This is a genomic window from Pantoea sp. Ae19-2 (genome assembly GCF_059801205.1).
Genome location: NZ_JBCHWE010000001.1, coordinates 2844648 through 2859008, shown reverse-complemented (window position 1 = coordinate 2859008; position 14361 = coordinate 2844648). Strand labels below are relative to the sequence as shown.

16 protein-coding genes are annotated in these 14361 nt (G+C 55.6%); 9 read left to right on the top strand and 7 right to left on the bottom strand.

What is annotated here, in order from left to right:
• Positions 1–2: 2 nt before the first annotated feature.
• Together AAIE03_RS13345 and AAIE03_RS13340 are read right to left on the bottom strand one after the other, a co-directional pair.
• The gene (locus AAIE03_RS13345) at positions 3–548 is read right to left on the bottom strand and encodes an RNA 2'-phosphotransferase (protein WP_024471983.1); all 546 of its coding nucleotides are present in this window, start codon (positions 546–548) and stop codon (positions 3–5) included.
• 64 nt (positions 549–612) lie between these two features.
• A complete protein-coding gene (locus AAIE03_RS13340) occupies positions 613–1494 on the bottom strand; it encodes a LysR family transcriptional regulator (protein WP_210453472.1) in 882 nt (293 codons plus the stop codon).
• Between the two features lie 102 nt (positions 1495–1596).
• Here AAIE03_RS13340 and AAIE03_RS13335 point away from each other — a divergent pair, with 102 nt between their 5' ends.
• From AAIE03_RS13335 to ymcF, 3 genes are all read left to right on the top strand, one after another.
• Positions 1597–2379: an NAD(P)H-dependent oxidoreductase gene (locus tag AAIE03_RS13335; protein WP_024471981.1), complete on the top strand. Its 783-nt coding sequence runs from the start codon at positions 1597–1599 to the stop codon at positions 2377–2379.
• A gap of 265 nt (positions 2380–2644) precedes the next feature.
• On the top strand, positions 2645–2857 hold the full coding sequence (gene cspE / locus AAIE03_RS13330; RefSeq protein ID WP_009091867.1) for a transcription antiterminator/RNA stability regulator CspE: 213 nt from the start codon (positions 2645–2647) through the stop codon (positions 2855–2857).
• 3 nt (positions 2858–2860) lie between these two features.
• On the top strand, positions 2861–3034 hold the full coding sequence (gene ymcF, locus AAIE03_RS13325) for a cold shock small protein YmcF (protein WP_085980249.1): 174 nt from the start codon (positions 2861–2863) through the stop codon (positions 3032–3034).
• 102 nt (positions 3035–3136) lie between these two features.
• Here the strand turns inward: ymcF and AAIE03_RS13320 are convergent, their stop codons facing one another.
• Positions 3137–3265, bottom strand: a complete 129-nt coding sequence (locus AAIE03_RS13320; protein ID WP_019106665.1) for a hypothetical protein — start codon at positions 3263–3265, stop codon at positions 3137–3139.
• A 63-nt stretch (positions 3266–3328) separates the two neighbouring features.
• The gene (locus tag AAIE03_RS13315; RefSeq protein WP_013024807.1) at positions 3329–4291 is read right to left on the bottom strand and encodes a chemotaxis protein; all 963 of its coding nucleotides are present in this window, start codon (positions 4289–4291) and stop codon (positions 3329–3331) included.
• Positions 4292–4451: 160 nt separating this feature from the next.
• On the opposite strand from AAIE03_RS13315, the gene AAIE03_RS13310 reads away from it, so the two are divergent.
• Complete coding sequence (locus AAIE03_RS13310; RefSeq protein WP_015700873.1) at positions 4452–4844, top strand: YgiW/YdeI family stress tolerance OB fold protein; 393 nt, start codon at positions 4452–4454, stop codon at positions 4842–4844.
• Between the two features lie 33 nt (positions 4845–4877).
• Here the strand turns inward: AAIE03_RS13310 and dbpA are convergent, their stop codons facing one another.
• On the bottom strand, positions 4878–6257 hold the full coding sequence (gene dbpA / locus AAIE03_RS13305; protein WP_498563032.1) for an ATP-dependent RNA helicase DbpA: 1380 nt from the start codon (positions 6255–6257) through the stop codon (positions 4878–4880).
• A gap of 408 nt (positions 6258–6665) precedes the next feature.
• Here dbpA and AAIE03_RS13300 point away from each other — a divergent pair, with 408 nt between their 5' ends.
• Entirely contained in the window at positions 6666–6884 is a 219-nt protein-coding gene (locus AAIE03_RS13300) for a hypothetical protein (protein WP_014606481.1), read from the top strand.
• 66 nt (positions 6885–6950) lie between these two features.
• On the opposite strand, the gene AAIE03_RS13295 is transcribed toward AAIE03_RS13300, so the two are convergent.
• Together AAIE03_RS13295 and AAIE03_RS13290 are read right to left on the bottom strand one after the other, a co-directional pair.
• Positions 6951–8333 carry an amidohydrolase gene (locus AAIE03_RS13295; protein ID WP_089517552.1) on the bottom strand — a complete coding sequence of 461 codons (1383 nt, stop codon included), beginning with the start codon at positions 8331–8333 and terminating at the stop codon, positions 6951–6953.
• Between the two features lie 91 nt (positions 8334–8424).
• Positions 8425–9285 carry a LysR family transcriptional regulator gene (locus tag AAIE03_RS13290; RefSeq protein WP_042677574.1) on the bottom strand — a complete coding sequence of 287 codons (861 nt, stop codon included), beginning with the start codon at positions 9283–9285 and terminating at the stop codon, positions 8425–8427.
• Positions 9286–9371: 86 nt separating this feature from the next.
• On the opposite strand from AAIE03_RS13290, the gene AAIE03_RS13285 reads away from it, so the two are divergent.
• From AAIE03_RS13285 to lldD, 4 genes are all read left to right on the top strand, one after another.
• Positions 9372–10610 carry a cyanate transporter gene (locus AAIE03_RS13285; RefSeq protein ID WP_498563031.1) on the top strand — a complete coding sequence of 413 codons (1239 nt, stop codon included), beginning with the start codon at positions 9372–9374 and terminating at the stop codon, positions 10608–10610.
• Positions 10611–10751: 141 nt separating this feature from the next.
• Positions 10752–12407, top strand: coding sequence for an L-lactate permease (gene lldP / locus AAIE03_RS13280; protein WP_498563030.1), 1656 nt, complete (start codon positions 10752–10754; stop codon positions 12405–12407).
• Entirely contained in the window at positions 12404–13189 is a 786-nt protein-coding gene (gene lldR / locus AAIE03_RS13275; RefSeq protein ID WP_024472060.1) for a transcriptional regulator LldR, read from the top strand. Before lldP ends, lldR begins: the two co-directional genes overlap by 4 nt.
• Entirely contained in the window at positions 13189–14361 is a 1173-nt protein-coding gene (gene lldD / locus AAIE03_RS13270) for an FMN-dependent L-lactate dehydrogenase LldD (RefSeq protein WP_024472061.1), read from the top strand. Before lldR ends, lldD begins: the two co-directional genes overlap by 1 nt.

The window sequence follows — 14361 nt, the reverse complement described above, 5'->3', positions numbered from 1 at the left end:
ACTTATTGTTGAATATAACTGAATGGGACATTTTTGGTTAACCAGACGCCATTATCAGCCTGAAAAAAAGTAAAACCCTGTTCATGCATAGCCAGAGCCTGAATCTTCAAAACGACAGGCCTACCGTGACGCAGTCCAACCTGAACGGCTGTATTTTCATCGCCAGATAAGTGGACATATTGACGACTTTGGGGTTTAAGACCTTCCCCTAAGATATATGCCAGAAAGCGTGTAGCAGTCCCATGATATAAAAGAGCAGGAGGTGTTTTTTCTTCATAACGGATATCTACCTGCTGAGAGGAATGTCCTTGTGCGGCTCGAATATGTAAGCCATCAGGAGAGAGGGTAAAACGTTTCTTCGCGCTGTCTTCAACAATAGTGCGAATGAGGTCCTTATCAAATTGATGGCCTTTCACTTTTGAAAGGCGGATCAATGCATCCATATCTGCCCACCCCTCCGCATCTAGAGTTAAACCAATCGTTTCAGGTTTATGCCGTAAAATGTAGCTTAAGAACTTACTCGCTTCGGCGTGTAACTCTTTATCCATATCACTCACCTTTATGATATCAATTACTTTAATAGTATCTCAGAACCTCACCATACCGTTTCCATTAAAACCTCCCCACCACCCTTTCCCTCAACCACCGATGCCCCAAATCCCGGTGCGATCGCTCATGCCACAGCATCACCAGTTCAAAGCCCGGAATCGCCATCGGGGGCTTCACGGTCATTAATCCCGGCATCATCGCCGCCACTCTCTCCGGCATCAACGCCACCAAATCGCTGGTGCTCAGCACGCTGCCCATCAGCAAAAAGTGGGGCACGGAGAGCACCACTTTCCGGCTCAACCCTCTGGCTTCCAGCACGCTATCCGTCACACCGCGAAAGCCGCCGCCGTCGGGCGATACCACTACATGCTCCAGCGCGCAAAGCGCTTCAGCGGTGATATCAGGATGCAGGGCGGGATGACCCTGACGTCCTGCCACCACATAACGCTCCTCAAATAGCGGGCGGATATGCAGCCCGTCTGGTACGCCGTCACGCAAATGAAGCACCAGATCGACCGTGCCTTTTTCCAGCTGCTGCGCGATCAACGCGGGTTTCATATCCAGAATGGCGAGCCGGGTGCCCGGTGCTTCCTGACGTAATGCTGCCATTAGTGGAACCAGTGCCGTCTGGGCACCGTAATCCGTGGCCGCTACGCGCCACTCTTGAACGGCGTCGGCAGGGATAAACGGGCCTGGCGCAGCAACCACCTCATCGATCATGCCGCTTAGTTGCTCAAGCGAAAGGCGTAACGCCTCGGCGCGCGCGGTGGGGCGCATGCCATGAGATACCGGAATCAGCAGGGGATCGTTAAACCACTCACGCAGGCGCTCAAGCCGGGCACTGACAGAAGGCTGAGAAAGATTTAGCCGCTGCGCGGTCCGGCTCACGCTGTTTTCCTGTAACAGCACATTTAGAGTCATTAACAGGTTGAGATCGGGTTTCATGGTATCAGTCTTGCCTATAGTGAATATCCATTCATTTACTTTTACTGATAGCACATTCGGATGCAGGCTACATCTCAGATTCCCATCAAAGCAGGTGATTTTATGAATGTGTTAATCGTTGTTGCCCACCCTGAACCCCATTCCCTTAACGGCGCGCTGGCGCGTTTCTCCGTCAGCCACCTGGAGCAGTTGGGTCATCAGGTGCGCGTTTCCGATCTCTATGCCATGAACTGGGAGGCGCGCGTCTCGTCGGCAGACACGCAGCATCGCCAGAATGCAGAACGCTTTGATCCCTCTTTAGAATCCACCCAGGCTTTTGAAGGCGGCTTCCAGAGTGAAGATATTGTGCAGGAACAGGAAAAACTGTTGTGGGCCGATGCGGTGATTTTACAGTTTCCGCTCTGGTGGTTTTCCATGCCGGCAATCATGAAAGGCTGGATCGATCGTGTTTACGCCTGCGGCTTTGCCTATGGCGTGGGGGAGCACTCAGATACGCACTGGGGCGACCGCTATGGCGAAGGAACGCTGGCAGGGAAGCGTGCGATGCTGGTTGTCACGATGGGCGGATGGGAATCCCACTACAGCCCACGCGGCATCAACGGCCATATCGATGACATTCTGTTCCCCATTCAGCATGGCATCTTGTTTTATCCCGGTTTTGACGTGCTGCCGCCTTTTACGCTTTATCGCACCGGCCGCACCGACAGCGCGCGCTTTGCAGCACTGTGTGCAGAGCTGGGCAAGCGTCTGGATAATCTGTTTGTGACCGAACCTGTCGCCTATTATCGGCAAAACGACGGCGATTACAGGATACCGGATCTTACTTTGCGCGACGATCTGGCGGCAGGCGAGCAGGGGCACCACGTGCATATTCGCAAACCGTAACACATGAACGGGCCAGATTTCTGCGCATGACGTTCATCTGGCCCACTCGCAACTATTTTAAAATAACCCTTGCATGCATCAGCAGGATATGACCTAATGAATCGTCGGTTTGATTAACAGACACTATCAAAGTAAGTAACCAAAGCAGTTCTCATCTCTAAGCCTGTCGCGAGACATTCCTTCTTTTTGAGTCTTCTCTTACGTTCTGATTAAAATCTGTTCTCAGGCCATTACGCCGGAAGGCTCTATTATTAAGGAATTAAACATGTCTAACAAAATCCGCGGTACCGTTAAATGGTTCAACGCTGAGAAAGGCTTCGGTTTCATCTCTCCTCAGGACGGCAGCAAAGATGTATTCGTACACTTCTCTGCAATTCAGGGCACAGATTTCCGTTCATTAGATGAAGGTCAACAAGTTGAGTTTACAGTAGAAAATGGCGCCAAAGGCCCAGCTGCTGCGAACGTTGTTGGTCTCTAAGGACTGAAAATTACGCGTTTTAAATGTCCTCACTGTAGTGGCTCGCAGTACCGTACATCACATTTCGATGTGACAAGAGCCAACCCGCATGGAGCGAAATGCATTTTTTGCAAAACGGTCGTTGTTCAAATTAACGCGACAAGGATTGCAGCTCAGAGCCAGCCTCAGGCGCTCTGAAAAGGCTAAAGAGTTCTATAGCGTTGTTGCATTTACCGTAATAAAAGGCTGCCACTGGCAGCCTTTTTTGTTTCCCTTCAGGCAACGTTACGCTGCTATTGACTAAACCATCAGGGCAAGCACGCCACCCCAGAACAGCAGGCAGAAAGCGATCGCTGCAATCCAGCTCAGCTGACGGACACGACCACGAAACAGTGACTTACGGATGACGGGAAGCGTTTCACTATGCATTCTTATATTCTCGAGTGGTGGATATCAAGCCTTACTGGGCAGGGATAAGCTGCCCGTTACGTCTTAGCTCGCGGCTTCCATTGCTTTAAAAATCACGTCAGACAGTTCGTTCAGTTCGAACTTCGCCACATAGCCATCGGCACCGACTTTGCGCACGTGATCTTCGTTTGCACTGCCAGAAAGCGAGGAGTGGATCACCACAGGAATATGGCGCAGCGTCGTATCACGCTTGATATTGCGTGTCAGCGTAAAGCCGTCCATTTCTGGCATTTCCAGATCGGTTAACACCAGCGCAATCTTGTCGTGAATGGATTCCCCCTGGGCCTGAGCCTGCTGATGCATCTCTTTGATCTTTTCCCATGCTTCCAGGCCGGTGTTGCACATGATGGCGGGAATACCCATGCTCTTCAGGCCTTGCTCCAGCAGTTGACGGGCAACTTTAGAATCTTCCGCCACAATCGCCACTGAACCCGGCTTCATTTTGAACTGACGCTCTTTCGGGGCTTCCGGCTCAACGCCGCGCACAGACGGGATGATGTCATACAAAATTTGCTCAACGTCCAGCACCATGGCCAGATTGCTTTTTTGTTCATCGTCATCAAGGCAGGCGATACTGGTGATATTTCGGCCACCGATCCCGGCTTCAGCGGTATGCACCTGGCTCCAGTTAAGGCGCACGATGTTTTCGACAGACTCGACGGCAAACGCCTGGGTGTTTCGCGCGTACTCGGTCACCAGCAGCAGGTTAAGTCCCGTTTCTGGAACACAGCCTGCGACAGCCGGTAAATCAATCACCGGAATAAACTGTCCGCGGATACTGGCCATGCCGAGCAACGGCGAACGCATGCCTGCGGCTTTGGTAATCGGCGGCATCGGTACAATTTCACGCAGTTTAAATACGTTGATACCAAACAGCTCTGATTTACCTTTTAACTGGTCAGAGCCCAGGCGAAACAGCAGCAGCTCAAATTTGTTCGATAACGCGAGATTTGCTCTCTCGTCGATCTCTTTCTGAAAATTATCCATTGTTGCCTCAGCATCAGCGCAGCAGGTGAAAAGGGTTGTGATGAAGTTATCGGCAGCAAGTGCAAAAAGGTGAGAGGGGAAAATCTAACGGCAGCATATTCTTGTGCCAGGCTTAACAGTGACTATTCAACATGGACACCTTCCCTTAAAGGAGTACGAGATGAAAAAAGTATTACTGGCCGCCTTGTTAGCCATGGCAACGTCTGGCGCATATGCAGAGCAAGGTGGTTTTAAGACAGGCGATACGCCGCCGCCGCAGAGCAAACAGGATGCGGGCTATAAAGGATCTGAAGATACCGGGCAAACCCACATCGATCAGATCCGTGACTTCCGCCAGGGCGGTTACGTCACGCTGGAAGGCTATATCGTTAAAAAATTAAAGGGCGATAATTATCAGTTTCGTGACGATACCGGCCATGTGACCCTTATCGCGCCGGAAAAAACGTTTGGTGGTAAAACCTATACCGCTAATGACAAAGTGCGGGTGAGTGGCAAGGTGCAGGGGAAAGGCGATAAAACAACGCTGCACGTGACGCGGATAGATGAGCCATAAAAGCGTGGGCGAGAGTGAGTCTCGCCCTTTTTTTTAATCTTTTAACAGGACTGCGCGGCAGGTCTTGCCTTTAATTTTGCCCTGCTTGAGCTTGACCAGTGCCTGCTTAGCCTGGGCCGCTTCTATCGCCACATATGCATGAGTCGCGGTGAGATCGATTTTACCGATTTGGTCAGCCCGGTAACCCGCCTCGCCCGTCAGTGCCCCCAGGATATCGCCGGGGCGGATTTTGGCTTTACGCCCGCCATCAATGCAGAGCGTCATCATGGCGGCCGGTAACGCTTTACTGCTTTTCTTTAACGAACTGGCCGCAACCCACGGCAGCTTCTGTTGCAGGAAGTCTTCAAGAGCATGAGCGCGTGCCATTTCGTCTGCAGCGACAAAGCTCACCGCTGCGCCCTGTTCGCCAGCGCGCGCGGTGCGGCCAATGCGATGCAGGTGCACTTCCGGATCCCAGGCCAGCTGATAGTTTACCACCAGCGACAGTAACTTGATGTCCAGCCCACGGGCCGCAACATCGGTTGCGACTAATACGCGGCCGCTGCCGTTGGCAAAACGGATCAGCACCCGTTCGCGATCGCGTTGTTCCAGATCGCCATGCAGGGGCAGGGCGCTGATATCGCGTGCATTGAGCGCAGCCGCAATATCATCGCACTCCCGCTTGGTATTACAGAACACCACGCAGGAAGAGGGCTGGCGTTCGCTGAGCAGACTGATCAGCAGTGACAGCTTTTCACCGTGGCTGGCTTCAATAAACTGCTGCTCGATAGCAGGGAGTTCACTCACTTCTTCCGTGACCACGCTCAGCGCCTCACGCTGAAAGCGCTGGCTCAGGGCGGCAATGCCTTCCGGCCAGGTCGCGGAGAACAGCAGCGTCTGACGTGATGCTGGCGTAGCAGCGATAATCGTTTCCATATCGTCGCGGAAGCCCATTTCCAGCATGCGATCGGCTTCGTCCAGTACAAGCGTACGCAGGCTCTCCAGCTTCAGCGTCTTACGCTTAATGTGATCCAGAATACGGCCCGGTGTGCCGACCACGATATGAGGCGCATGCACCAGCGAATCGCGCTGGGCGCTCATAGGCTGGCCGCCACATAAGGTTAAGATCTTAATGTTGCGCGTGAAGCGGGCTAACTGCCGCAGGACGTTACTGACCTGATCGGCCAGTTCCCGGGTCGGGCATAAAATCAGCGCCTGCGTCTGAAAGTGAGCGCTGTCGATATGCTGCAGCAACCCAATGCCAAATGCGGCGGTTTTACCGCTGCCGGTTTTGGCCTGCGCACGCACGTCGCGTCCGTCTAAAATCGCGGGCAGCGTGGCGGCCTGAACCGGCGTCATGCTGGTATAGCCCATTTCGCGCAGGTTATCGAGCTGGCTGTCGGGAAGAGAATTAAGCGAGGAAAAAGCGGTCACGGGTGCGGCCTCTGCGGCTAAAAGTGGGGGGCATCATTGCGTGCGCAAGTCTGTCAGAAAGCGTGCGCAACGGCAACGTTAACCTTATGAATAAATAATATCCATTTCACGCGAGTTTTTTTAAGAATAAACTGAAGATGATGTGCGTTATGTGGATTATTTTAATGAATGACAGCGGAATACATTCGCCAGGATCGGGTCCGATAACCGTCTGACAACGTTAATAAATTCATAATCTTTTGTTTATAAGAGCGAATATTGAGTTAACCGGTGAAGCCCGTTTTTTTTACAGGGTAAATAGCATTAGTAATGTAAAAGTATTGGCTTCAGCCCCTGTAAAAATTATTGAGTAACTCCTTTATATTGAGCGACATAGATCGATATAACCACTGGCAGAGGGTTTTTTCATTGAATAATATCCCGCAGATCTTGCATGAAGACGTACTAAAAATCGTTGGTCGTGCTGTCCTGACGCTCCATCTTTATGGCGAAACCTTATCGGCAGATAAAGTTGCCTCTATGATCGGATGTTATGCAGAAGACGATCCTGTTGCCCCTGACGGCGCGCCGCTCTATGCGCTGGCGATGGAGTTAATGTCGAAAAAGAGGGAGGCTGGCCGGGCTTAACATCGCTGTGCCTGAGATGTCCGCGCCTCACTTTAGCGCCGTTGCGTGAAGTGAGGCGCATCTGCGTTAAACCTGCTGTCGCACAAACTGCGGTTTACCCCGCGAGAAACTCGCTATCACGGGAGAAATCCGTGCCACCGCTTCCGCCGAACAACTGGCCTCAACCAGCATCATGTTGGCGCTGTCGCCGATGCGCGGCCACTGGCGTTCGCCGCTGGCAGAAAGCGGAAGCACGCCATCAGTCGCAATCGCCAGCGCGCGGCTTAAAGAGAATTCATCCGATCCCCCGTACAGCTGGGCATATAAATTGGCCTTTTCCAGCATGCTGCCGGTGCCAAATGGCGACCAGTGATCGATCACGCTGTCGGTGCCCGTCATGACGTTTACCCCTGCCGCCTGCAACTGCGGCACGGGCATGGTCAGCTTGCCGATGGGCAGCGTAGAGGCAATGCTGAACTGCTGCTCGGCCAGATCGGCAATCATCTTGTCCAGCTCTGCGCCCTGTAGGGTTGCCAGCGCAAAACCATGACTGAGGGTGACCTTACCGCGTAACGAGGGATTATTCTGCACGGTCTTAATCATGTAGCGAATCGCCTGCACGCCAGCAGCAGAGGTTTCATGCAGGTGGATATCGACACCGCGCTGGTAGTCGAGTGCAATTTGAAACATGGCATCCAGGGATTTTTCCATCGCGCCATCTACATGGGTGGGATCGAGTCCGCCAACATACTGCACGCCAGATTGCATGGCCTCGCGCATCAGCCCATCAACCTGAGAATGCAGCAATCCATGCTGGGGGAAGGCGACAATCTCACAGGGGAAATCGGGATGGTTTGCCAGCGCGGCCTGCAGATGTTCCAGGCTTTGCAGGCCGCTGACCGGATCGATATTACAATGGCTGCGCGCCCGGGTCGTGCCCATGGCGTTCAGCAGGGCGATAAGCCCTTCGGCCCGGGCCTGAGAGGTGGGCAGCAGCTGTGGAATCAGCACCTGTTCGCGGGCAATCATGTCCATAATCGTTTTGCCTTTACGCGGCCGCGGTGCCTGCCAGGGGCCGCCGTAAAAGGTTTTGTCGAGATGGATGTGCATATCCTGCGTAGACGGCAGCAGCAGCGCACCTTGCGCATCCCAAAACGGCAGTGAACGGTCACCTTGTCCGGCCGGACTGATCTGATGAAATCGACCATCGCGAAGTGTGATGTCGTAGCGCGCCGTTTTCGTCTCAACAATCTCGTCACCGTCACGTCCGAAGCCCTCTTCAAGCACTACATTACGTAAAACGTAGTGATCGGTTTGCGGCAAAGCTTTGCCAGAGGATGCGGGCGGTGCGCTGCGGTTGGCGGCCATGCCCGAGGCGGTCATTCCGGCCATGATCATACTGCTGGCGGCGGTCAGGCGAACCCCCTGGCGGAGAAAGCGGCGGCGGCTGGTGGGCAAAGCGGTCTGCATCAGCGACTCCTGCGAAAGTGAGTGAGTCTTTAATCTGACAAACTGCGGCTTTCTCTGCTGGGTTGTTTTCCACTGCCTGCTATTTAAAAAATCACTGCCAGTTCAGACCGGCGAAGTCGGCCAGGGCATCCGCCAGCTGGCGCTGCAGCACATCCTCAGGCTGACGACAAAACAGCGCCAGCTCAAACGTATCAATCACCGGTAAACCCTGTTGGCTATCCAGAACCCGATGCGAAGGTAAGCGACAGCTGGCCGGCAGCAGCGTTATCCCTAAGCCCTGGGCGCTGGCGGCGGAGAGTGCCACCAGGCTGGCACTGCTGTACCCAATCCGCCAGCTGCGACCAAGTAAATCCAGCGTCTGGCAGATCTCCTCCCGGTACAGCCCCAGTTGCGGAAACAACACCAGCGGAACCGGCGACTGCTCGAAGCAGGGATGCGCGGCGCTGTCCAGCCACAGCAGCGGCTCCGGGCGCGAAGCCAGTGGGCGCTCACCGTAAGGCTGCTTGATCAGCATGATATCCAGCTCTTCCCGTTGCCAGGCGCGTCGCAGTTCCACCTGCATTCCGCTCATGACATCCAACCGCAGGTGCGGATGTTCGCGGCTAAACCGCGCCAGCAGTCCCGCGGTGGGGGCGGCGAAGTCTTCCGGAACGCCAAGGCGCAGGATGCCATCGCGCCACTTATCGCTCAGCACATCGTGGGCTTCACCGTTCAGGGCAATGATCCGGCGGGCATAGCCCAGCAGTTTTTCGCCTTCTTCCGTGATCTGCACCTGGTGGGACGAGCGTGCCAGCAGCGTTTTACCGACCATCTCTTCCAGCCGCCGCACCTGTTGGCTGACCGTCGATTGGGACAGGTGCACCCGTTCGGCGGCGCGGGTAAAGCTGGTGGTTTCGCATACGGCAACAAAGCTCAACAGCTGTTGGGGCGTAAACATGGGCTGGCGATTCATTTTTCCACTGCCTGTCATCCTGTTATTTCATTTCCAAATAGTAATCGCTGCTGTCAGGCTGACAACGTTTAATTCCAGGATCCCCTATGAAAAAAGACCCTTTTTTGATGATTGCCGCCCTGATACTGGCCGGACTGAACATGCGGCCACTGATGACATCCGTTAGTCCACTGCTGGAGCAGCTACGGGAAAGTATTGGATTATCTTCGCTGGCGGCCTCACTTCTGCCCGCGATTCCCATGATGATGATGGGGGCAATAGCCTTAGTGAGCGCGCCGCTGCTGCAACGTATCCCGCTACGTAGGTTGCTGTGTAGCGGGCTGGCGCTGTTAGTACTGGCGCTGGCCAGCCGGTTTTTTATCGCGCAAGGCGCCTGGCTGGTGTGGAGCACGGTTCCTGGCGGTATCGGCATCGGGATTGTACAAATGGCCATACCGGGGTTGATCCGTCAGCGCTTTACGCAGCGCAGCGCCATGATCACCGGGCTTTGGGCGGCGGCGTTAATGGGCGGCGGTGGGCTGGGCGCGGCGATGACGCCGGGGATCAGTGCGCACCTGGGCTGGCAGGGCGCGCTCAGCAGCTGGAGTGTGCCTGCGCTGCTGGCCGTCATGCTGTGGTGGAGGATCCCTGCGGCGTCCCCGTCCCGGCAGACATCAGCCGTTATGCCCTCGGTCTGGCGCAATACGCGCGCATGGACGCTGGCGCTGAGCTTTGGGTTAGTAAACGGCGGCTACGCCATCTGTGTGGCCTGGCTGCCGGATTTTTATCATCAACAGGGCTGGAGCGCGCAGGCGGGCGGCGGCCTGCTGGGCGTGATGATTGCCTGTCAGGTTGCCGGTGCCCTGGTGTTTCCCCTGCTGGTGCGGGGGGCGGACAGGCGACCGCTGCTTCTGCTGACGCTGGCACTTCAGCTCTGCGGATTAGCAGGCCTGCTGGTGGCACCGCTCTACCCAGCCTGGCTGTGGGCAGGGATAGCGGGCGTTGGCCTGGGCGGCGCATTTCCCCTTGCCCTGGTGCTGGCGCTGGACCACCTGGCGCATCCTCAGGCCGGGGCGCGTCTGGTGGCATTCATGCAGGGCGTCGGCTTTATTATCGCGGGCAGTATGCCGTTTCTTGCCGGGCAATTGCATGAACTTACAGGCCACTTTTCCTCTATCTGGCTGTTGCAGGGGAGCGTAACGGTCATGCTGATCGGCCTGAACCTGCGTTTTCATCCTGAAAGCTACAAAGAGGCCTTTCCTGAACGACAATTGGTCCTACCAAACCAGCAAAACGTTTTCAGCGGCTCACATAACGTTAAAAATAGTGCAGTAACTGTTGCCTAGAGTTAACAGCGGGTTAAGTATCTGTAGCAAGCAAGCGCTGATTGCCAGATTGGTAGGACCAATCGGCGCGGCTGAAGTGACAGATGCGCCACCTGGTTTGCCGATCGCGCATCGCTTTCATCCTCTTATGGAGATCATGGCATGCAGATCTGGCAGCAAAATTACGATCCGCTAAACAATATCTGGCTCTCCAGCCTGATTGCTTTGCTTCCTGTTCTGTTTTTCTTCTTTGCGTTAATCAGGTTAAAGATGAAAGGCTATCAGGCCGCCACGCTCACGGTCGTCCTTGCGCTGCTGGTCGCGCTGTTGCTGTATCGGATGCCGCTACAGCAGGCGCTGGCGTCAGCAGTTTACGGTTTTATGTACGGCCTGTGGCCCATCGCCTGGATCATCGTGGCGGCGGTTTTTGTTTATAAGATCTCGGTTAAGACAGGTCAGTTCGACATCATCCGCGCTTCCATCTTATCGATCACGCCCGAGCAGCGCTTACAGATGTTGATTGTGGGGTTCTCTTTTGGCGCCTTTTTAGAAGGTGCGGCAGGTTTCGGCGCGCCGGTCGCCATCACGGCCGCGCTGCTCGTGGGGCTCGGTTTTAATCCGCTCTATGCCGCAGGCTTGTGCCTGATCGTCAATACTGCGCCCGTGGCGTTTGGCGCGATGGGGATCCCGATAGTTGTGGCGGGCCAGGTGACCGGGCTGGACAGCTTTGCCATCGGTCAGATGGCAGGCCGTCAGCTTCCGCTACTGACGATCGTCGTGCTGTTCTGGATCATGGCGATTATGGATGGCTGGCGCGGTGTCAAAGAAACCTGGCCCGCCGTGATCGTGGCGGGGGGATCGTTCGCGATTGCCCAGTTCCTCAGCTCCAACTTTCTGGGGCCGGAGCTGCCCGATATTATCTCCTCGCTCGCCTCACTCATTTCGCTGACGCTGTTTTTGCGCGTCTGGCAGCCGGTGCGCATCTTTCGCTTCAGCGAAACAGAAAGCCCGCACGCGGGCCAGCCTGTGAAGCGGCAAAAATACACGACAGGGCAGGTGGTGCGCGCCTGGATGCCGTTCCTGTTTCTGACGGCAACCGTCACGGTGTGGAGCATTCCACCTTTTAAAGCGCTGTTCGCAAAAGGCGGGGCCTTAGTGGAATCGGTGCTCAGCCTCCCTGTGCCCGGCCTTGATGGCTGGATAACCAGAATGCCGCCGGTGGTCGCGCAGCCCAGTAGCTGGCCGGCCATTTTTAAACTCGACCTGCTCTCGGCAACCGGTACGGCTATTCTGGTTGCCGCCCTCGTGGCTATCATCTTCCTGAAGATGAAGCCCCGGACTGCGGTAGTGACCTTTGCAGAAACCCTGAAAGAGCTCATGTTGCCCATCTACTCCATCGGGATGGTGTTGGCGTTTGCTTTTATCTCTAACTACTCCGGCCTCTCTGCCACGCTGGCGCTGGCATTGGCCCACACCGGCCATACGTTTACCTTCTTCTCGCCTTTCCTGGGCTGGCTCGGCGTGTTTCTGACCGGCTCGGATACGTCATCGAATGCCCTGTTTGCCGCCTTGCAGGCGACGACCGCGCAGCAGATCGGCGTTTCCGATATCCTGCTGGTGGCGGCAAATACCACCGGGGGCGTGACCGGTAAGATGATCTCGCCGCAGTCGATAGCCATTGCCTGTGCCGCCGTCGGGCTGGTAGGCAGGGAGTCGGATCTGTTCCGTTTTACCGTCAAGCACAGCCTGATATTTACCTGCCTGGTGGGCATCATTACCACGCTTCAGGCTTACGTTTTTCCCTGGATGATCCCATGACACCAAACTTACTGCCGTCCGCCGATCCGCTGCGGGTTCGGCTCCAACAGTATATTCGCGACCATCAGCTTGAGCCCGGAATGCGTTTGCCTGCCGAGCGCCAGTTGGCTGCGGCGCTTGGCGTCTCGCGCTCGTCGCTGCGCGAAGCTATTCAGCAGCTTATCAGCAGCGGAATATTGACGAGCCGACGCGGCGACGGCACCTGGCTGCGTCAGCCCCAGGAGCCCTGGTCTGAACAGCGCATTGTTGAGCCGATTCGTCAGCTGTTGGCCAACGATCCGGATTACCGCTATGACATTCTGGAAGCGCGCCACGCGATTGAAGCCAGCACCGCATGGCATGCGGCACTTCGGGCAACAGAGTCAGATAAGGAACGACTGCAGTACGCTTTTGACGCCACGCTGGCGTTGAAGGAGAGCGACGATCCCCATCTGGCCGGTCAGGCCGATCTGCGCTTTCACCTCGCTATCGCGGAAGCCTCGCATAACGTGGTGCTGCTACAAACCATGCGCGGATTTTTTGATTTGCTGCAGTCCTCGATGTTGCACAGCCGCAGGTTGATGTACACCAGCTCGACGATTTTCGACCGCCTCACCGTTCAGCACAGGGCAATGCTTGACGCCATTTTACTGGGTGATGCCGAGGCCGCCCGCTTAGCGGCGATGGATCATCTTGGTTTTGTTCATACCACGATGAAAACGCTTGATGAAGACGAAGCCAGACAGGCGCGTATTACGCGTTTACCAGGCCATCACCTGGACAACCACAAGGAGAAACGCTGATGATCATTTCTGCCGCCAGTGACTACCGCGCCGCTGCACAACGTATTTTGCCGCCTTTCCTGTTTCACTATCTGGATGGCGGGGCTTATGCGGAGCACACATTACAGCGCAACGTCGCCGATCTCTCGGAGGTGGCGCTGCGCCAGCGCATCCTGCGCAACATGTCCGAACTCAGTCTCGAAACCACCCTGTTTAATGAAACGCTGTCAATGCCCGTGGCGCTGGCACCAGTCGGGCTGTGCGGCATGTATGCTCGTCGGGGCGAAGTGCAGGCTGCTCGCGCCGCCGCAGGCAAAGGCATCCCTTTCACGCTGTCCACCGTTTCTGTGTGCCCTATTGAAGAGGTGGCGCCGCAGATCAATCGCCCCATGTGGTTCCAGCTCTATGTGCTGCGGGACAGAGGCTTCATGCGTAATGCCCTGGAGCGGGCCAAAGCGGCAGGCTGCTCTACGCTGGTGTTTACCGTGGACATGCCGACGCCGGGCGCGCGTTATCGCGATGCGCATTCGGGCATGAGCGGTGAAAATGCCGCACTGCGGCGATACTGGCAGGCCATCACCCATCCAAAGTGGGCACTGGATGTAGGATTACATGGCAGGCCGCACGATCTGGGGAATATCTCCACCTATCTCGGCAAGCCTACCGGCCTGGAGGACTATATTGGCTGGCTGGCGAAGAACTTTGATCCTTCCATTTCCTGGCAGGATCTGGAGTGGATTCGTGATTTCTGGGATGGCCCGATGGTGATCAAAGGCATTCTGGACCCTGAGGACGCCCGTGACGCGGTGCGCTTTGGCGCTGACGGTATCGTGGTTTCTAACCATGGCGGACGCCAGCTGGACGGCGTGCTGTCCTCGGCGCGTGCCTTACCTGCGATTGCGGATGCGGTCAAAGGCGATATCACGATCCTTGCCGACAGCGGTATTCGTAATGGACTGGATGTGGTGCGTATGATTGCGTTGGGCGCAGACAGCGTTCTGCTGGGGCGCGCCTTTATCTATGCGCTGGCGACACAGGGACAGCGCGGCGTTGAGCATTTATTGACGCTGATTGAAAAAGAGATGAAAGTCGCGATGACCTTAACCGGCGCGAAGCGCATTGCCGATATCACCCAGGCTTCGCTGGTGCAGGCAAATGCGCTCCTGCAGGAAGCCAATCTGCGTCCGGCATAG